This is a genomic window from Vibrio jasicida CAIM 1864 = LMG 25398, from assembly GCF_000400365.1.
Classification (GTDB): Bacteria; Pseudomonadota; Gammaproteobacteria; order Enterobacterales; family Vibrionaceae; genus Vibrio; species Vibrio jasicida.
This window is the reverse complement of sequence record NZ_BAOG01000003.1, coordinates 242,120-262,957: the sequence shown is the minus strand read 5'-3', so window position 1 is coordinate 262,957 and position 20,838 is coordinate 242,120. Positions and strand designations below refer to the sequence as shown.

Below are 20,838 nucleotides of genomic sequence, written 5' to 3'. Positions count from 1 at the left end.
CACCCCCTAAAAGTGCACTTCTTTGATTTGCCAGATCATTTTTGCATGATAATCGGTGTTGTCTATCTCAGGGTGAGTAGACACGGGAAAAATGAGCCAATATGGTCCTTTCTCTCTGATTGACATAAGTTTGCCATTTTCTTTAATTGCAATAACTGGCTCGTATTCACTGAAATCTTCCTTTGGCACTGAAATTTTATAGTCATTTAAAGCAACAAATGTAACTTGTTTATGAATCGACACATTGACTTCAGTTAAAAGAGTGTCCATTGTTATACCACGATATTCAGAAGCAGTTTCATTCCAAGGGAGTTTTGTGGTTATTGTTTTTTGCGGCATGCTTAATAGCTTTTCTGTACTGAGTATATGTTTTTCACCGGAACTGTCGTAAACATTTAGCTCAGCGTTTGTTATCGGTATCAGTGAGAAAAGAGTCATTAGTATAAAAATCTTCTTTTTCATCTTTTTATCCTATCAGTCACATCCTCCTTTTATTTTAGTCGAACTTATTGGGGCCATCTTTCTCATTCTGAAATTTATACAATGCGTTACGTCATTTTTATCTTTTTCTCGATTTCTTACTCCTCGATGTGACTCACCGTTTTTGTATCTTATCGTGCCTCCTGAATGTTTTCGCATACAAGAGTAAAGTCTGTTCAGCCCTCCAACATAAAACGCAACCAGATAAATCAGAGTGAGCTAGCTTAATTACCTTATGTTTCCCATAAAAAATGCCCACCAAATCGGCAGACATTCTCTATTTCACAAAGTTTTAGCGCTAGATAGCGTCTTTATTGGGAAAGCTTTTTCATTTGTAAGCCCATAAAGATGAAGCTGATGCCTTCAATCAGTAGCGAGATACCCACAAATGTGCCCAATAGCGTAGTTGAGAATGCAGGATCATCGAGCAACATGAAGAAATAACCACCGATAAGCACTGAAATTACGCCACTGAATACAATCACGTTGCTGCTTGGTAGGCTCCGGTTGCTCAAACCAAAGAAGATACGAGTCAAACCGTTTAAGATCATCACAATCACCATCAACATTGTAATGGTTACTAAGCCTGCTAGTGGTTTAAATAGGATAAACAAACCGCCAACAATATATAAAACGGCACTTAAGACGTACCAAAGTTTCTCTTTCCAAACGTTAATGGAAAACGTGTGGTATGCCTGAACCAGACCACTGAACAACAGAACCGCACCAACGATGGTCGAGATCGTCACGCCAGCCAAAACAGGCAAACTCATTGCACCAATGCCCATTAGTGCAATGATAACGCCAACGATAACGAAGTATTTCCAGCCTTTAGATAGGAATGTAGGCTGTTGTGATTGATTAGAATTTTCCATTGAATGCCTCTTAAATTAAACGCAAGCCGCCTTTTCAGTCTAGTCTAATAAAACCGTAGAGAGTTCACAGACTTAACAGAAATACGTGTCCCGTTTGCAGAATTGGATGTTAAACCCGTATCACATCATCGCCTATACACTATTTTTGAATAATAAGATTCACGATTGTTAGATTAAAGCAGTGCAAAACAAAGAGATGGGGAGTAGGATTGGCGGCTTTCTAACGCTTGCTGCTTGATTTTTTGTTTTGAGATTCTCACTCCCAGTTTTCAGGCCCGTTTTGAGGATGACATTTTGCTCGATCATCATATTCGCACTTTCATTTCAGAAAAGCTGAGTGCCGTTGGCATCAATAGCGATCCATACGGAATAGAGCTCACCAGTGTCTTTATTTTGTCGAGCCTCGCTGCTGCTGCGATCAGTTATTTGATTGTTCACCACCTTATCGTTCGCTCTGCCAACAATGTATTGCAAAAAACCAATAAACCCTTGGCAGACAGCTTTACGAAATACGATGTTTTAGAAAAACTCTCACTGCTGATTCCAATTATGGTTTTGGATGTCTTTATTCCATTAGCCGTTGGTCATTATGACTGGTTAGCCAACATCTTTGACCGCATTTTAAGTATTTCGATTTTGGTCATCTTTATTTGGATGATTTTCGCCCTACTTGATGCCTTGAATGACATTGCCACCTTTAAAGGCATTACGAGAAAAATGCCAATCAAGAGCTTTGTTCAGCTTATTAAGCTCTTTACCTTCTTTGTAGGTGTTGTCGTATCGATGTCGATATTGGCCAATGAATCCCCTGTTATCTTCCTCTCTGGATTGGGGGTCGCGACAGGTTTTGTCATGCTGGTGTTTAAAGACACGATATTAGGGTTTGTCGCGGGTATTCAGCTTTCTGCAAACCGCATGATCAGCTTGAATGATTGGATTCAGATGGACTCATACGGCGCCAACGGTACGGTAGAAGAGATTTCATTAACGACAGTAAAAGTTCGAAACTTCGACAACACAGTGAGTATGCTTCCAGCTTACGCACTGGTTCAAAATGCATTCATTAACTGGCAAGGCATGTCCGACTCCGGCGGTCGACGCATCAAACGTGCCGTCAATATTGATGTCACCTCAATTCGATTTTTATCTGAGCAAGAAATCGAAAAGCTCAAGAACATTCGAATTCTACGTCAGTACATTTACGAAAAGTCTCGTGAGATCAATGACTACAATGATGAAATGAGCGAGGAACCTGCGTTGGGTAACCTTCGTCAAATGACCAATTTAGGAATGTTCCGTGCGTACGTGAATGCTTATTTGAAAGCGAACAAGGACATCCATCAATACATGTTAATTATGGTGAGGCAGTTAGAGCCGACACCCGAAGGGATTCCAATCCAAGTTTATGCGTTCACGAATAACACCGACTGGGCTTATTACGAAGGCGTTCAGGCGGACTTGTTTGATCACATCTACTCTATTATGCCACTCTTTGGCCTAAGGCCGTATCAAATGCTGACCAGCAATGATGCAACTCATATCACGCTGGAGCAAACGAAGAGCCGCTCAAAATAAAGACGCTTAGGATGGTGAAGTTTCGGCTTCACCTTCCATGCTGTTCACCAGGTTTTTACGGTTGTAGCGATGTTCACTCAATACACCCCCTTCCACCTTGTAACGCAATCCATACTTCCCTATACACCCTCGCAGTCTCGAGCGAGTCAAATCCGACAGATCGGATGCCGTACTTGCTTTATCAACAAGCTGAACCCAATACGTTTCCATTTTATCTTTCATTATGATTTCCCGACCAACATCTTAACTAGCGTTAGCGAGAATTCTTGCAAATACTTCCTGTGGTCTGGATAGCATACGACAGAACTTTTCTAACGGAATGCCTACGAGAATCGCAAAATTATTGTGTGAAAAATCATTAATACGTTGAAAATAAAGGTTTCTGTCTGATTTTTCCTACGATAAACAGAATGATTAAATTCTATAAAAATTGATAAGTTATCGGTAATAAATACGCTTCTGTAAGTAAAAATGAGGCGCCTAACCTCTGAAAAACCCTCTTAAACCAGAGCAAGTGTTAACTGTTAATCTGCATCGATTGCTCTAATTACCAACAATCTCTTCGTCCTTCACACCGATGTGCATGAGTCATTCGACCACATGTTTTCGCAACAGGGACAAGTACCTCAACGTCGCCATTGTGATCGTCCCCCTTGTTTAGTGAACAGCCATCGACCAAATATGCAGGTCTAATTTGAAGATTTTGACTATTACTTTCATTACAAAAGTTACGTCAGATTAGACATGCTTTTTGCCACATTTTCTGCTCCCCTCTGTATTTCATCAATGACTGAAGAGACCAGTAACAGTTGCTCATCAGTCTCAATAGAAGATTGACGAATAGACTGCATCGATGCTGAGATCTGACTGGTAAGTGCAAGATTGTCCGAAACCACTTTACTTATTTCATTTGTCGAGCTCGATGTTTTCGACGCAAGAACACGAACTTCATCTGCAACTACGGCAAAACCGCGACCATGCTCCCCAGCCCTCGCGGCCTCGATTGCTGCATTTAAAGCAAGCAAATTGGTTTGGTCTGCGATACTGCCGATGACTTGGACTATATTCTCTATACTTACGGAAAGCTCATTAAGCGTATCAATCAAAGCAACAGAACTTGCCACTTGTTCCACAACCGCAGATGATTGCTTTTGAACTTGATGGATTGAATTTTTACCATCCGTTGCAACTTGTTCTGTCTCAACAGATGTACTACAAGCAATCGACAATGCGTCTTTTGACTCTTGTTCTCTCATCACTTCTGAGGTGATATTCGTAGCAAACTTAACAACCTTATACATCTCATTTTTCTCATTAAAAATTGGGTTGTAAGATGCTTGAATCCAAACCTTCTCTCCGATAGATGACTTTCTCAAAAACCGGCCGCTAAAGGATCTTCCATTTTGTAAGTCTTTCCAAAAGTCTGGGTTTTCTTTGTAAAACTCATCAAAGCAAAACATTTGATGATGTTTCAAAATCACCTGCTCTCTCGAATAGCCCAAAGTATCTAGAAATGCCTTATTGGCATCTAGCACCTCCCCAGAAGGACTAAAGGCGATCACTGCAAAGGTTTTGTCTAATGCTGTTAAGAGATCTTGGTTATTCATACTAGTTGTATGCGCTTTGGTAATATCCGAAGCGATTTTGGCAACTCTATCAACCCGACCTTGAGAAATAATAGGAAAGTATGTGGCCTCAATGAATACCTCATTTCCTCCTCTATCTCTTCGAGAGAACACACCGCTTTTTTCTTTTCCAGCTCTTAAGTCATCCCAAAAATTTGAGTAAATTTGTGATGAAACTAATTCTCGAGAACAAAACATTGAGTGATGCTTACCGAGCACCTCTGTTCTTTCATATCCCATGCAAGATCGGAAAGAGTCACTGACCTCTAAAACATGGCCTTGAAGATCAAATTCAATGACGGCAGTCGATGAATACAACGACCTGACAAAGTCCATATTCACATCGACAATATTTATTTCTTCTTTCTTTTTAAAAAACATAGGAGATCGCTCGCTCAATGTAGTTGTAATGGTGAGTTAAAGAAGCTGTCATCACCGCCGGAAGGGATCATTCACCCTATAACGGAATATAATCACATCCCTGTTCGATAACTCTTGCCACTTTATTGAACTTAATCTCTGTGCAGAATCAGACTGAGCGCAGAAAAGTGTCAGTTAATTCTTACCTTGTTGGTTATTTGATTTATTTCCCAAATTTATTGTTTAGCGTTAAAAACCATTTCCCAGATCTTTCAATAAATATCTAACTTAAAATATCATGCTAATTTTATATGCAACAAATATAGAAGAAAATTAAAGCATACTAAATGAATGTGCTCAAATGGCACTACCGAGTTAATTGAACATTGCTAACAGACTAAAGCTTAATAAAATTTGTAATGTAGCCTGGCTTGGGCTGGTTCAATTTACCCCCTACAAATTCAAACAAATTTTCCACAATTAAGTGTAGGTTTTTTCCTAAATATCACCAGATGTTCTTTTTTTGTGTTTTTTGCGATCCAGAGTCTATTCATTAAGTTGATTATAATTCACCATCATAAAAGTAAGGGTTTATTTTTGCTGCTTTTAAGTTTTGAGATACATAGATAAGTTAACTCGACCTTATTAAGCAAACGATAACCCTTTCCACAAATAGTCGCAGTTAATATAAATGAGATGAATATGAACTTAATTTTTCGCAGCTTAGTGGTCGCTACGGGGGTAATTTACATACCAATGCTTCACGCTGAGCCATCAACCGCTTCCCCCAGCTCTTCTGTACAAGATTCTACCGATACAACACTCTTGGCAGCTTCGAACCAAAATTTAAACCAGTTGCCGCCTTTTCAAAACGGACATTTTTATTTAGGTGGACGTCTTGGCTGGGCTGCTTATGATGGCGCATGTGGCACTTCTGCTTTAGATTGCACCGATGATACTTTGGGCTATGGCTTATACGGGGGCTATCAATTCAATTCTTGGTTTGCTCTTGAAGGTGGAGCAACATCTTATGGTTCACCAGATGCTCGTTATTCCATAGGCAATGTCTCTGCAGACGTTTATGGCGGAGAAATTGCAGTCAAGCTAGATTATCCTCTAACCGAACGTATAAATGTGTTTACCCGATTAGGGGGTGCATACCAATATATCGAGAAAGAAATCTCTACAATTCAGGGAGATTCAAGTAGTCACGACTGGAACGTACTCTCTTCATTAGGGGTTAGCTATCGACTTTCCCAAAACTGGTCGGTACGAGGCGAATATCAATTCATTGATGGAATTGGAGATAGCAACGTGGGACAAGCAGACTCCCACTTCACGTCTATTGGATTAACGTATCACTTCAATCAGCAGGCACCCATCATTGAGCCTACATCAATTGAACCAGCGATTCGTTATGTAACTATTGAGAAACCGCTCTCTCTCAGTGCACAAACGTTATTTGCGTTTGACTCTACTACTGTTGTCACGAATCAGTCGCTAGATTTACTCGTAGAACAACTCACGTCCTATCCTGAAGATAAAGTACAAATCCTAGGTTATACCGATAATTACGGCTCTGAAGCTTACAACCAACGCTTATCAGAGCAACGTGCTAAAGCAGTTGCTGCCTATCTAACAGAAAAAGGCATTGATGCATCTCGCTTAACCGTCGTCGGTAAAGGTGAAGCAAATCCCGTTGCTTCAAATGATACGCAACAAGGGCGAGTTCAAAACCGTCGTGTTGAAATACGATTCGACACAACAATTAATCAAACTCTAGAAGCTACTGACAAGCCAAATAAGACGAACTAAGAGGTAACAAAATGAAGAAGTTATGGCTATTTGGCCTTTCATTGTGCAGCATCCTTTTAGCAGGATGTAACAATGGAGATGAAGGGCTGGTCGATGTACCAGACGGGGGAATTCATCAAGCAGTTTCCATCGTTGTCACTCCTAAAAATGCTCAGATCCCTGTTGGGCTACCACTTCAATTCGAGGCAATTGCTACGTTAGATGATGGTACAACTGTCGATGTAACGTCCAACCCTTCACTAAGTTGGTCCTCTTCCAATAACGACATTGCAACTATCGACAATCAAGGTTTATTAACCAGTGTTTCAACTGGGCAAGTAACTATTACTGCAAAAGGCATCAACAAAGATGGCTCTATCGTTGAGGATACCTCAAATGTAACTGTCACAAATGCTGCGGTCACCGAGCTTCTCGTGACACCAAAAACTGCTTCTGTTGCGAAGGGATTAAGCCAAGCATTTAAAGCCGAAGCCATTATGTCTGACGGGCAAGTCATTGATGTTACCAAAGACCCCGAATTAACTTGGAGTAGCAGCGATACAGCAGTTGCCTCAATTAATGATGATGGTACCAACAAAGGACAAGCTTTGGGTTTAACTGCGGGTACGTCTGAGATTAAAGCGCAAGGTATGGTAGGTGACAAAGAGTTTTCCGACACAGCAGTATTGACAGTGAATGAAGCCACAATTCAAAGCTTCAATGTCTCCCCTGACGCAACTTCCATACCTGTAGGTTTAGATACAGTATTAAAAGCAGAAGTCACTCTGACAGATGGCTCAGTAAAGGACGTAACGCAAGAAGCAGATTGGACAACAACAGATTCTACAGTGCTCGACGTTAATAATACAGAGGGCAACAAGGGTTCTATCCACGCTAAAAAAACGAACACGTCGCCAGTAGATGTCATAGCCTCAATTACCGTCGCTGGGAGAGAGTATACCGACAGCACGGCTATCACAGTCACTACTGCGACAGTAACTGCCCTTTCAGTAACACCAGAAACAGCCACCCTACCGGAAGGCTTAACACAAGAGTTCATTGCCCAAGCCGAATTATCTGACGGAACATCTCTCGATGTAACAAAGAACACAGCTGTTAGTTGGACAACCAGTGATAGTTCTATTGCGACGGTTGATAAAGGGATAGTGACTTCGGTAGCAGAAGGTAATGTAACAGTAACAGCCGTTGGTGTGGTTGGAGCACAGAGATTCTCAGACAGTGCCACATTGACTGTCACACCGACGGTCGTAACGAACATTATTATTTCACCGCAATCAGCAAACACTCCTGTTGGGTTAACCAAGCAATTTACCGCAACTGCAGTCTTCTCTGACGACAGTGAATTGGATGTTACAAACAATGCCGCAATTAGCTGGACTACAGGTGAAGCAACTATCGCAACAGTAAGCAATGATGCGGATGGCAAAGGAATAGTAAAAGGTGAATCCGTAGGCAAAACAGCGATAACTGCCACCGGAGTATTAGGTAGTCAATCCCTACAAGCAACGGCAGATTTAGAAGTTACTAAGGCTGTCATTACTGATTTCCAAGTGACACCTGCAATCAGCGCTTCGGCACTTGGATTGCCTACTTCTTTTATCGCAACCGCAACGCTTTCCGATTCGACATCACTCGATGTAACGAATAACCCAGAAGTAAGTTGGAGCTCTAGCAACACCGGGGTAGCAACAGTAACAAACGGAGAACTTGACGGAAATGGTGTTGCTACCGGCGTTGCTGTCGGTGTAACCAGCATCACAGCCTCAGCAAGCGTTAACGGAGAGAACTGGCAATCATCAGGAGAACTCACCATTAACAATGCGACTATTGTTGGTATTTCTATAGACACGACAGATAACGAAGTCGCTGTTGGAAAAACATTAGCAATGAAGGCGATTGGAGAACTATCTGATGGCAACACTACTGATTTAACTGCAGATGACCGTTCAACTTGGGTAATAGAAGATACCTCATTAGCTTCTGTCTCTAACGCTGCTGAGGATAAAGGCACAGTTACTGGGATTAAGCTAGGTAGCACCAATATTACCGTATCTGGAGAATTTGATGGTTTAACGCTAGATGCAACAACAGCATTGAATGTAGTTGGCCCATATCGTCGTCCATTATTAGCAGATGAAACCACATACGAGGAAGATACAAAAGAAGAGATCGTCTATGTCGATAGTACAGGTACAACTCAAATGCCAGGACCTGGCCCTGATATTTATGGTTATGCTGCGGTAGGAGTTGAAGTAGCCATTGCTGAGTGTCAACTGAGAGGTGAGGATTTGGTATCAAATCCAACATCGCTAGCGGCCTACTTGAATGAAGGCAATGATGAAACATCAACTTGGCCACTCAACTTCCGTTATTTCTGGACGACAAAAATGAGTACCGGTGAGCCCGACTCTTGGTTTAAATACCGCGATTCTGTGTTCTTTAACGATGATACAGCGAAATTCGAGATTTCAGGACAAGACCCTGACTCGCATGCATTTGTTATCTGTGAACACAAATAGTGCTTAACACTTAAGCTATAAAAAGGATGGCTGTAAACGACCATCCTTTTTTAATTGGCTCAACCGCTATTTAATTCATTATTGAAAAATCGCGTTCATCCACATCGATTATTCGAACCTCCAACTTTTCGCCACACACCCCATATGCCTCCAGCACCCGGTTCGTTACCGACTGTCCACCACTGGTTTTCCCATTCACTCCCTTTCCACGAGACACGCTCACAAGGAGAAGCGTAAGTTTTGCTCGACTCCCATTGAACACCGTTGGGGGTGATAGGTTTTGCTTTTTGCACCACTCTCACTTCAGTGGAATCAGAAGTTACGCCATCATTGACCGTTAATAAGAAGCGGTAAGTAATGTCGGCCGCATGTTCATCAAAGCCTACATTCGTCTTCGAGGCGGAAGGTGATGCAATAATAGCAAGAGGGCTTGAAGGAGCGAGTTGCTGCCATTGATACATCAATTGGTCGCCATCCGGATCGCTGGAAGCATCCCCAGTTAGACTTATCGTCCCAGCACCTGTCAGTTCGTATTGGTTGCTGGTTGCGACAGCGACCGGAGGTTGGTTTACGTCTGTACTGTCTTCACTCTTGATGTACAACAAACGATTTGGAGAACCGTCGCCCACGTTGTACAGAGCATTTGCCGTGCTATTTTCTATCAGCAAGCGTTTTAGCTCACTCGGCGATGCTTTAGGATTCACTTCTAGCAATCGTGCAACTTGACCAGCTACATGTGGTGCTGCCATTGAGGTACCGGACATTGATTGATAACCACCATGGTTGCGGGCGGAAATAATGTTTGCTCCTGGAGCAAACAACGTGACACACTCCCCCCAGTTAGAGCTATACCAACGGTAATCGTCGTTGGTGGATGCCCCAACTGTTATTGAGTATTCAGAGTGAGGTGTTTTGGTACAGGCATCGGTGTTATTGTTCGCCGCCGCGTGTACAAATGGCAGGTTGTATTCAGTAATAAGCCTATCAACCGCTTGGTCGAGTGGAGCCCAACGAGTACTTCGAGAAATACTGTAGTTGATGACAGCTGGCTGACCTTGTTGCTTAGCATGTTCAATGACCCAATCAAAAGAGTTAAGGATCTGGCTTCCCCAACCTTTGTTCTCACAATTCAAGACTCTCACAGAATAAATATCCGCTCCCGGTGCGATACCATATTGACGCCCAGCGGCTGTGCCCGCAACGTGAGTGCCGTGGCCATGACAATCAGAAGCATCGCTGTCGTTATCAACAAAGTCCCAACCAGATTGAGCACGCCCCCCAAAATCCGGATGAGAAAAATCGATACCTGAGTCGATAACATAGATTGATACGCCTTTTCCAGTGTATGGCCCTACTTCGTATTCTCCATCCAAAGGCAGCTCACGTTGGTCAGAACGGTCTAATCCCCAAGAAGCGACTCGTTGTGAATTCTGGCGATGTACACCGTCCGCGCTAAAGATAACGTCTGGATAAACACCTTTAACCTCCGTCATCTCTTTTAGCTTCTCGGCTTGACCTGTCGATAGTTTTACAGAGAAGCTATTGAGGTTTTGGTAGATACTATCAGCCAAGGGGGCATGAGTTCGGGACGAACGTGTGTGAACCGATTCAGGCACGTTCGCCAAACGTTGCAATACTTGATTTGCTTTTTCTTTGACAGAATTAACCTGTGTACTTCGCGTCATTTTCTTTGGTGAACTCGCATCATCTAGGAGGACAATGTAAGTTTCACGTTGAGATGCATTGGCTGGTAAATGCAGCGCAATAGGCAAGACGCAAAGAAATAATCTCTTGTAATTATTCATGTTTTCACCCTTATGAGATTCCATGAAATACGTAATTTATGGCTAGTATTTCTAATTTAGGTTTCTTGCAACATTGCATTTAAGAACACTGATTGTTCGAAGTATTAACTTTTCGCCAAACACCCCATGTTCCATCCGAGCTCGGCTCCGTGCCTTGAGTCCACCACTGGTTTTCCCATTCATTCTCTTTCCAAGAAACGCGTTCACACGGCGTTGCGTATGTTTTACCTGCGTCCCATTTTGGACTTGATTGCATCGCTTCCGCTTTCTGCGTAATCACTGCTTCTGCAGAGTCCGAAAGCTCACCATCGCTGACGGTTAAGGTAAATCGATAAGTGACTTCACTCGTACTGCCAGCAAACCGCATTTGGGTGTTTGCTTCTTTAGGAGATTCAATAACTGCGAGGGGAGATTTAGGAGAAGTCTGCTGCCATTGATACACTAAACCGTCACCATCAGGATCATTAGACTTTTCACCTATTAACATCACGGTTCCCGATCCTGTCAATTCACCTTGCGAGCGAGAAACAATAGCGTTAGGCGCTTGGTTTTCCTCACCTTTTGACTCCACCAACATCACCTTTTCTTCCGTATTCGGTGCAAACGAGCCGCTATCCACCGGTGATGCCCATTGCCCAACGGTATTACTAAGGTACAGTCTGTAATCTTTGGCCGTACCATTTACGTTGCCATCTTGTCGCGGTAGATATTCAACTCGGGATAACGCGACGCTTTGACCTAAGTCGATGATGATTTCGTGTGGAGCTTTACCCACAGGAGATTGACTCCAACGTGAATGCCAAAACGTGTCAGGGTCACCATCAATGGCATTGCTTGCCGGACGTGGATATTGAGTTTCTTGGCTAGAAACCGAGACAATTTTAATGTTCGCCGGAGACACTGTGCTGCCAGTTTGGTCAACAAAAGTCAGTTCTGCCACAGAAGCAAAGTCTTGTCCTTTAATCTCTGAATCAATAACAAAGCGTGCGTAACGATAACGGTTTTGAGGCTCTGGTTGAGGATCATCAGCGACATTCAGTTGCCATTGACGTTCACTGATAAGACGGTTGCTTGGGTCACGTTTCACTTTTTCAGTCGTGTCTTTCACGACCACTTTTAGAACATGACTTCCAGAGTCGAGGTTTGTCGGGTTTACCGTTATTGCAGCCTGATCACCTTCTAAAAGAACATCTCCATTTAAGGACCATTGAATAGCTACTCTGTCAGTTGGAATAGGAGTCGATACACTGAAAACTCGTTCGCTTTCCAATGCGACCGTACTCGAAGAAGGAGAAACTAAAGCAACTGGGTTGATCGTCTCATACATTTTAAGGATCAAAGCTTCGCTATTCACTGAGCCAAACTCAAGGTTTGTTCCTAAAGCGCGCATCAAGGAGTTTTTGGTCGGACGATATTTTCCAGTCGCACAGTATTGCGCGCCTTCGAACAGACCAACCTGATGATCATGTGCCATCCAATGCGACCATTTAACATTGCTGGTTTGCATCGTGACATTTTTTGCAGAGGGTTCACCATTCAGATTACAGTTGCCGTAGCTGTATTCGTCCGCAAGCTTGCCGAAGGTATGACCCACTTCATGTAAGGCAAGTCCAACCGCACTGCTGTGAGTCGACATGGTTGCGACATTTCCGTAACCTACTCCACCGTATTTTTCTGTATTGGAGACAACAAGGAAAATCTCAGTCGCGGATTCCGGCAAGGCAGCCTTAGCTTCATTCAACGAAATAAAACGATCTTTGAGTAGCAACAATCGGCTTGAACTGTCAGGGAAATAGCTTTTGAACGCGCTGCCGTCGAGTGGAGAACCAATACCGATACCTGATTGCTGGCTAGCTTTTTCGATTAACCAAACGTTAAAATAGTCTCGGTAATCGCTGTAAGGTGATTTAGCAAAAAAACCATCGGTAATCAGTTTTGCATCGCTTCGGAATTTTTCTTTCTCTCCAGCGGTATACCCGTCTCCTAACAAAACTAAATCGATTTTTTCATTTGGAGACCCATTATCAATAAATTTATAGGCAGACGTGGAAACACTGCTTGTTCGAAGGGAAGCCAAACGCTTTGGCTGGACCATGAGCAGTTCAATAACTTCGCCAGCCTCATTTAAACTGTAGAAGCGAACAGAACTTCCTCTCTCTAACGTCGCTTGCTGAGCATGATCTAAACTCACCATTCCCTGCTCAAACCACTTTTCATGGGCCGCGACAAATTCGCCTGTTTGCTCTTCAAATTCTTCAAACTGCAAGTATAAAGGGCTTTTAATATGCAGTAGCCCAACACGCTGATGAGCGTCGTTAAGGACTTCGATCGCGATAAGCGCGGGTGTTTCTAGCCCCAGTTCTTCTGCGGTATATGCCACCCTTGAGGCATCTCTCATCACTTCGATCTGGAACTCTTTTCCGATGTGAACATCAGCTAAAGCGGCTTGCGGAACAGCACTGAAACACGATAGTGCTACAGCAAGTAACTTCAATTTTGGTTTAATCATATTTTTCTCCTTGTTTCCTAGCGTTTACCTGACTAACAAGTACAACGTGCCCTTGCCCAAAGGCATTGGCCTCGGCAATTGAAAAGATCATTTATTGATAATGAGAAAGACAAGTCGGGAGGCAGTTCTCCCGACAAATTAACGAAGGAAAAGCATCATGGACATGCTACGCCAGCATTCTTCCATACACTTGATGTATCCGGCTGATCACCACGCGTCCACCACTTCGCCTCATACTTAACGCCGTTGTACGTCACTTGATCACCGCCGGAGTAGGCTTTTTGAGTTGACCACGGCAACGCTACATCGCTGACGAGCTCCCAGGCATCGCTGTTATCAGGTTGATTGTTCTGGCTCCAGTATTTTGCCTTCCAAGCGAGCTGCTTGTGGCTGACAAGATCACCACCCGAGTACGATTTGCTTGCAGACCATACAGCGTAGTTCGCCGCATTTGGATCACTGATGCTGCAGGAATTGTTGTTGGCTTTAACTTTCACAATCGTGCTTGAACTGGCACTTTCCCCTGCTGGATCAGTGACGATCACACGAACCGTAAATTGGCTATCGACCGTGACTTCTGAAGCCGTCAGACGAATAGTGCCTACTGACACAGGCAGATAAGCTAGGCCCGATGTGTGCCATTGATATGAAAGCACATCACCATCTTGGTCCGATGCCGTTGCGGCAATCTCAATAACTGCACCAGATTTTGCCTCCATGCTTTGCGGGAGAGACACTTGCGGCGCATGATTTTGGTTTACTTGAGGCTGAGCACTAATCATCACCGTATCTTCAGAACTTGCTTTTCCATCGGAGACCGTGACGGAAAAAACGTACGACTCCGCTTTGTTAGACTCCGGTAAAATGACACTGGTGTTAACTTTGTCGGTCGACTGAATGGTCGCAGGTAAACCCGAGATTTGCTTCCAAAAATAGGTTAACTCATCACCATCGGCATCCGTCGACTGGTTTGCAGATAGCGTAATGGTTGTGCCTGACAGTACAGACTGATCTTCACCAGCGTGAGCAACAGGTGCGCTATTCTCCGTTAGAGTGGAGTCGGTTAAGGAATCAGACTGAACAATAGAGACTTTGAGGTCTTGCTTTGGTTTCTCAATGTCTAACGAACTCAACACCGTGTTATCGCAGACAACTTCTGCTCTTGTCGGTGCATCCGATTGCTTGAGGTTGATGTGGAACTTGTTCATCACGTTATCGTCATAACGGAATCCAACCAATTGGTAGTTATCCGTTTGGTAGTTTCTACCGTTATACACCCTGACATAACATCCATTTGTGTTTAGGATCTCTGCCGGAGTCGGCTGATAAACAAAGCCATACGCACCATGTAACGCTGGGAAAATATAGCTGTTAAGTGTTTGCTGAGGGTCGTAATAACCAACAAGTGTTGTGACAGCGACACCGCTATCCGTAGGGACACGTGTCGGGTTATTTTCCGCTACCTGCGCTTCACTGGTTTCTTGCCAACCTTTACCGTCGCTGATGTAAAACTTGCTGTCACCACGATTCAAGTTCACCGATTGGCCATTAATATGAACGGTCACGCCATACCCAGAGTAACGTGCGACGTTCACCACTTTACCCGCGACAACATTTGCAGCACTCGGCAAGTAAATATCGCGAATCCAACGGCCGTCTCCCGTTTCTACCTTTGTGATATCAAAGTCATTGATGTAACCCAACAACACAGAACCTACCGTGTCGTCTTTGATCGTATTTAGTTGAGATTGCGAGGCGATAGATTTGGCCAACAAGAGCGCTGGTTGTTCAAACTCTTGCATCGTTTTCGTTTCATCGTTCCATTTACTAAAGCCAGTCGACGATGCCTCATCAAACGCCGCTTTCTTTTCCATAAAGGTCTGAATCTTTTCTAGTACAAACGGAGTGTGCAGAGTGTATTTGGAAATCGGTGAAGTTGGCTCACCGCCCCCCATTGCATCTCTGTTGAACTTATAGCCTTCAAAAGCTGGGATTCCTATGCCGTCGGTACAACAAACCTGATCCTGACCATTGCGCTTGTTCCACATGAAGTTAGCAATAAAACGCTGTTGGAATTGATCCCAACCCCATGCAGAGTTTATGTCTGTAGATGGCCGATGCGTTGTACCATCCGTGCCGCCCGGCCAGTGCCCAAGGCCAAAGTTATGTCCGACTTCGTGACTCCATTCATTACCTAACGATGAGTCGATAGTTACCATACCGTTGCCACCACTGCCACCGTGAGCAACCACACCATTTTGATAACGCCCTACTGCGGCAATCGCTGTAATTTGATTCGCCGTATATGGATGTGCTCTCTCTGAGATCGCTGTTGAAGAGTTGATGCCATAGTTTGCTAGGTTGATGCCGTGCGACATCAGAATCTTGGTGGTATACGCACGCATATCCCCTTTGTGCCAAGTGCCCGTGCTCGGGTCTAACTCGGTTAACAAGCGACCATCTGGCAGCATCACTTTATTGAGTTTCACTGTTTCGTACGGGTTAACGATCAACTTGCTTACCGGAATTTTTTGGAAGTAGTCTCTATGTCTTTCAGGATTATCTGCGAAGTAAAAACGCCCCCTTGGATTGGTTAACATCCCTAAATCCATCGTGTTTATCAGCAATTCGTTCGGCGCACCAATATCCAAACCGGAGAGGACGCCTGATGTGCTTCCATTCAGGAGCTCTAGAGTAAGGCCGGGCTGTATCCAAGTCGCTGGCAGTGCCACTGACCACATATCTTGCGCATACGTAATATCGAGGTTTGAACCATCGTGACTCGGAAGTTGCTCTGGTGGGTTCAGTGACAGCACACCTAATTGCTCACCTTTAACATCGCGCCCAATCACTCTCACTTGCGTCGAGTCCAGTGCATGCTCGACAGGTTTAACAAGCAACAAAGTATCACGCAATGCAGTGAGGTGCGGCCTAGGATCGCCTTTATCGTTGTGATGAGGAACCGTGATGTTTTGCGCATAAATGACCATCGCCTCAAAATCACCCTGTAAGTCATTAGTTGGCTGATTATTATTGAACGGAATAACCTGAGCGTGAGTGACGCCCGTGAATAATAATCCGCAAGCGACACTTAACCCTATACTGACCTTATTTATTTTCATACCTTTCCCTTATGTTTGTATTTCAACCACTTTGTTTATTACTTTTATTTCCCAGCAATTGTAAAAATCAACTTCATGAAATCAGATTTTTCCCGAGAAAGATCAGGTTAAAACCTTAAAATATTTCTTATTGAGCAAGCGCGAACAGAGCTTCCATTTCATGGATTTAGAAATTACTTAATTAGCTTTAGCGAATTTAATGCTCTAGCCTGAGAATTAACACCGCTTTCAAAGTCATCAAGACAACAATGATAAAACCAAGAACTCAGGAAAAAAGACAATAAATTTCAACACGTTAAATTAGTTTAAATTATTGAAGTCATAAATTAATTAAATATTTAGCAGCATATTTCTGTAAATAAAAGTTAAATAAATAAGTTTTAAACCAACCTCTTGTTGTTGAAAAGATCAGACTTTTACTACAGCACTATTATTTTCATCCGACTGATAAATAAGAAGATTAAAAAATCTCGCATAAAGTCTGTTTAATATGGAATAAGAGTCATGAAATTCATTAGCTAATAACTCGTGCTTCATAACTTACTGAATCAATACCTCAATTTTCAAAACTCTATTTGAAATTCATGATGTTTCGGAAATAAAAAAGCGGAGAAGGAAAACCTTCTCCGCTTAGTGCGTTATTTATACGTTCGAGGGAAAACTAAGGTGTCACGTCTGTAAACGTAAACGTCCCGTTATCCAACTCGCGTTTCACTTCTTGCTTTTTGTCAAAGTCAATCTTAGTCAGGTCAACTTTCTTGATTCGACTGTCGTGCATCGTGGTGTAGTACAGCGCCTTGTTACCTTGATCGATCACCGAGGTCCATTGCGTCGCACTCGGCAAATCAGGGATATGTTCACGATATTCGGGCCCAAATTCTGTACCAATTGGAATGTCGAAGTTGTTCAGAATGTGGAATGCTTGTGACACCGCCTCTTCACCCGTTTTTGATTCTGGCGCCGTGTTGACGAAAAACGCCGCACGAACAAATCGTGATGGTGGCGTAATGTCACCAGGCATACCCAAGAAGCCAGAGCCAATACCGAACGACTTCGCCTCAACACCACCAAACTTGGTTGGCGCACTAGTGCCCGGTTGCAAATGAATGTAGTTATTTAAATTGGTCACTTGCCATGGGAACGTTGGTGAGTTCGTTAGTACACCTACTTCGTTATCGTAGATGTGTACTTGGCCATGATCCATGATTTCAATGACGATGTTGTTGCCCGCTTTGTCGGTAACACGCCAGTGCCCAGTTGGTGAAGGCTGTCCTTTCTCATCGATATAAACCGGAACAATATCGATGTTTTTCATCGCTGTTTTAACTTCATCGACGGTTTTGAACTGCGACAGCATCCAACGAACAAAGTCCATATCAGCGATGCTGTTTGCACGGTCTTTCGCATCGTACGCTTTTAACGAGCCGTAACCTTTGAAGTAAAACAAACCAGCAGTCAGTCCCTCTTCATTGATGCCTTCACCAATGAAGCGATCGTCACTGACGGAGATCCCAACAAAGCCGTACTTACTCTTCCAGCTCAAACCTTGCTGTTGGTCTGGCATAGTCGAGGTAAACGTGTAATCACGGGGAGCAACAATCAACTTACTGTTGAGATCGTTTTCGCCCCACTCAATTGTGCGGGCATGAATGTGGTCATTCGCCACAGTAGAAAGAGAGATGCCAGTACAAGCACTCGCCGGAACGATAATGCTCGCAGAAAGTGCCATAGCAAGGAGGGTTTTCTTTATCATTTTTAGATCCACCAAGGAGGAGTAACATTTCGCGATTGTAGTACTTTCTAGGTAACTTACAATCGAAAAGATATTAAAATGGTGGAATATAAAATTGCTCATGTAGACACAAAATAGCACTCTAGTGATTAGAGCACTACTCATTGCTTACTATAGAATCCCCAAGTCACCTTCAATAGTTACTGGGTACTCAGAGATACCTTTCCGCGGGTCTTCTTCGATAAGTCTGACCAAGTATTCTTTATCGGACTTTTGATTAAGCTTAAAAACGATGACAATTCGATGGCCCCTGAGAAACTCGTTAATATCAAACGCATCATCATTGGCGACTTTATCTCGGCGAAGTTGAAACAAATAGAGAGTATCGAAAAAGGAAGCATAATACCCAGTATTAACGATATGAGTATTCGAAAGGTAATTCACGTCCATCTTATACCTGCCATGAGAGCCAATAAGCTTAACGTTTCTGTCGCCGAAGTCTCCTTCCAACAGAAATACACTGGTCAAAGCATTCAACCAAGGAATGGACAATAGAGTAATAAGTAGTGCTAGGTAGATGAGCACCTTTTTCTTTCTTCCCATTTTCACCATCCTACCAAGCGTCCGTTAAAAACAACTTCATCAAAAAGATGTTCACTTTCAGATTTTTGCATCTTACCGATCCACTTACCATCGCCTCGATCTGCAAGCTTCACGTGAGTGAGCCCTCGGAAATAACGAGATAAATCTAAACTGATCACTTTCTCAGCAAACTCGGGCTCAAGACCTTCGATGTAATTCCCATCAAGTCAAAAGAAATACATTGAACTGCCTAAAGACGCATAGATACCAGTGTGAACTCGGTACACTTGGCCATCAAAAGTATGGATGGTTTTGTAGAAGCCCGATTTGGCCGTCAATAAGATCTCATGTTCTTCATCTTGAAAGTGGGCATAACCAGAAAAATAAGTACCAAGAGAAAAGAACCACGGGAGAAAAAACGCAATGCCGATTACAACGAGTAATCTTAAGCTTAGTCTTTTTACGTTAGCCACCGACTCCTCCAAAGCAATCAAAACACTCAAATGCCTCGCGATAAACAAAGTAGAAAGTGACGATGCCAACAATTATCCCAAGTGAAACCTCCCAAAAAATCGGCTTTCTGACCAGCTTTTTTATCCCTGTATATTGAATCTCAACATGTCGAGATTCCGATTTGTCAGTCTCCTCTTTTATGTCGGCTAGATTCTCTACAACAACAGGTTCCGCTGTTACCGTTGCTTCTATTTTTGGATTACTTGCATCTGAAGCGCCATTTTCATGCTCTATCCCAACATTTTTTGCATTGATGAATACATACCCTTCACCAGGAAGGTTATTTATCTCGAACCCCAATTCCAGACTGTCGAGTTTTTTGCGTAACTTCATAATCGCAACCGCAAGCGAGTTATCTCCAACAACTCGTCCGGGCCACCCCAATTCAATCAACGCCTGTTTATCGATAACCTCGCCATGAGAATCACAAAAAGCGAGAAGCAAATTATATTCACTCCGATTCATTTCAAGTGGTTGATTTTCCTTTCCCGATTCACTATCGACCAAGGTGATCGTTCTTCTAACCGTATCAATAGATAGTCGTTCGTACATCTTTAACCTCGTGCAACCCCATTAGCATTAATTGTTGTATAAAAAAATATAAATTCAAATTATTCATGGCCTTATGGAAGAGATTCAACTGAATTAAATCTCTTTTAATCATCGATAAAGCACTATTAACAGCCTTTTATTTCCAAATTTTCGCTCAATCGATTCAAATTGCCGTCGACGAAAAACGGCTCGATTTCATATTGGATACGAACCAACAACTTTTTTAAACATAGGTGAAAAACATGAAACTTAATACATTTTTCTTGATGGGTGCGACAGCAATCACTTTCGCTTCTGGGGCGGTAAATGCAGCAGATGAAGCAAGTGCCGAAGTTATCTGGAGTGGCCTAATTGGTAGCTCTGTTCCTAGCACAAACCTAAAGATTACAGGTGAAGGCGGCGGCGAGATTGCTTCCGGAACTCTCTTCATTGAGAAAGACGGTAAGTTCACATCTACAGAGGTGGTTCTTGAAGCTCGTGACTATGACTCTGCATTAGAAACCGTTGGTGACCGTCAGCCTCTCGCAACGTGGTCATACATCAGCGCTCAAGTAATGATGGATGGTTCAATGTCATACGAAGCTGACGTAGCGGTAACTGATCAACTATCAGGCACGACATTCACTCAGGGTAATTTCAATGAACTTCAAACAGGCGTTGTTGCTCTGACGGTTAAAAATGAACAACCAATCACCGATATTGCTGTACAAGGCGAAGGTCAAGTTAGTGTTCAAATGACCGCTAGCTACGAAGACGGCCTTTAATTGACAAAAG

General features: G+C 43.1%; 14 protein-coding genes and 2 pseudogenes. 4 read left to right on the top strand and 12 right to left on the bottom strand.

Going from position 1 to position 20,838, the window contains the following annotated elements:
* Positions 1-6 precede the first annotated feature (6 nt).
* A complete protein-coding gene (locus tag VJL_RS01190) occupies positions 7-462 on the bottom strand; it encodes a putative pterin-binding protein (protein WP_038874932.1) in 456 nt (151 codons plus the stop codon).
* A 329-nt stretch (positions 463-791) separates the two neighbouring features.
* Positions 792-1,355 (bottom strand): HdeD family acid-resistance protein, encoded by a 564-nt coding sequence (locus VJL_RS01185; RefSeq protein WP_005427746.1) that lies wholly within the window; start codon positions 1,353-1,355, stop codon positions 792-794.
* 294 nt (positions 1,356-1,649) lie between these two features.
* Between VJL_RS01185 and VJL_RS01180 the strand changes: the two genes are divergently transcribed.
* Positions 1,650-2,930 (top strand): mechanosensitive ion channel family protein, encoded by a 1,281-nt coding sequence (locus VJL_RS01180; RefSeq protein ID WP_038874929.1) that lies wholly within the window; start codon positions 1,650-1,652, stop codon positions 2,928-2,930.
* 6 nt (positions 2,931-2,936) lie between these two features.
* Here the strand turns inward: VJL_RS01180 and VJL_RS01175 are convergent, their stop codons facing one another.
* The 3 genes and pseudogenes from VJL_RS01175 to VJL_RS30520 all read right to left on the bottom strand — a co-directional run.
* Positions 2,937-3,140: a hypothetical protein gene (locus tag VJL_RS01175; protein ID WP_038871201.1), complete on the bottom strand. Its 204-nt coding sequence runs from the start codon at positions 3,138-3,140 to the stop codon at positions 2,937-2,939.
* A gap of 518 nt (positions 3,141-3,658) precedes the next feature.
* Positions 3,659-4,078: pseudogene (locus tag VJL_RS30525) on the bottom strand (methyl-accepting chemotaxis protein); the annotation flags it as partial.
* Between the two features lie 105 nt (positions 4,079-4,183).
* A pseudogene (locus tag VJL_RS30520) lies at positions 4,184-4,891 on the bottom strand (PAS domain-containing protein); the annotation flags it as partial.
* Positions 4,892-5,617: 726 nt separating this feature from the next.
* On the opposite strand from VJL_RS30520, the gene VJL_RS01165 reads away from it, so the two are divergent.
* Positions 5,618-6,730 carry an OmpA family protein gene (locus tag VJL_RS01165; RefSeq protein ID WP_038874925.1) on the top strand — a complete coding sequence of 371 codons (1,113 nt, stop codon included), beginning with the start codon at positions 5,618-5,620 and terminating at the stop codon, positions 6,728-6,730.
* A gap of 11 nt (positions 6,731-6,741) precedes the next feature.
* Complete coding sequence (locus VJL_RS01160) at positions 6,742-9,249, top strand: Ig-like domain-containing protein (RefSeq protein ID WP_038874923.1); 2,508 nt, start codon at positions 6,742-6,744, stop codon at positions 9,247-9,249.
* Between the two features lie 95 nt (positions 9,250-9,344).
* Here VJL_RS01160 and VJL_RS01155 read toward each other — a convergent pair whose 3' ends face one another.
* The 7 genes from VJL_RS01155 to VJL_RS01125 all read right to left on the bottom strand — a co-directional run bounded on the left by VJL_RS01155 (position 9,345) and on the right by VJL_RS01125 (position 20,064).
* Positions 9,345-11,054: a S8 family serine peptidase gene (locus VJL_RS01155; protein WP_038875094.1), complete on the bottom strand. Its 1,710-nt coding sequence runs from the start codon at positions 11,052-11,054 to the stop codon at positions 9,345-9,347.
* Positions 11,055-11,133: 79 nt separating this feature from the next.
* Positions 11,134-13,563, bottom strand: coding sequence for a M64 family metallopeptidase (locus VJL_RS01150; RefSeq protein ID WP_038874921.1), 2,430 nt, complete (start codon positions 13,561-13,563; stop codon positions 11,134-11,136).
* A 155-nt stretch (positions 13,564-13,718) separates the two neighbouring features.
* Positions 13,719-16,685 (bottom strand): M66 family metalloprotease, encoded by a 2,967-nt coding sequence (locus VJL_RS01145; protein WP_038874918.1) that lies wholly within the window; start codon positions 16,683-16,685, stop codon positions 13,719-13,721.
* Positions 16,686-17,346: 661 nt separating this feature from the next.
* Entirely contained in the window at positions 17,347-18,438 is a 1,092-nt protein-coding gene (locus VJL_RS01140) for a linear amide C-N hydrolase (RefSeq protein ID WP_038874915.1), read from the bottom strand.
* Between the two features lie 150 nt (positions 18,439-18,588).
* Positions 18,589-19,020, bottom strand: coding sequence for a hypothetical protein (locus VJL_RS01135; RefSeq protein ID WP_038874913.1), 432 nt, complete (start codon positions 19,018-19,020; stop codon positions 18,589-18,591).
* 206 nt (positions 19,021-19,226) lie between these two features.
* Entirely contained in the window at positions 19,227-19,472 is a 246-nt protein-coding gene (locus VJL_RS29920; protein WP_227741111.1) for a hypothetical protein, read from the bottom strand.
* Positions 19,465-20,064 carry a winged helix-turn-helix domain-containing protein gene (locus VJL_RS01125; RefSeq protein ID WP_038874911.1) on the bottom strand — a complete coding sequence of 200 codons (600 nt, stop codon included), beginning with the start codon at positions 20,062-20,064 and terminating at the stop codon, positions 19,465-19,467. Before VJL_RS01125 ends, VJL_RS29920 begins: the two co-directional genes overlap by 8 nt.
* A 242-nt stretch (positions 20,065-20,306) precedes the next feature.
* On the opposite strand from VJL_RS01125, the gene VJL_RS01120 reads away from it, so the two are divergent.
* Positions 20,307-20,828 carry a hypothetical protein gene (locus tag VJL_RS01120; protein ID WP_038874909.1) on the top strand — a complete coding sequence of 174 codons (522 nt, stop codon included), beginning with the start codon at positions 20,307-20,309 and terminating at the stop codon, positions 20,826-20,828.
* Positions 20,829-20,838 lie beyond the last annotated feature (10 nt).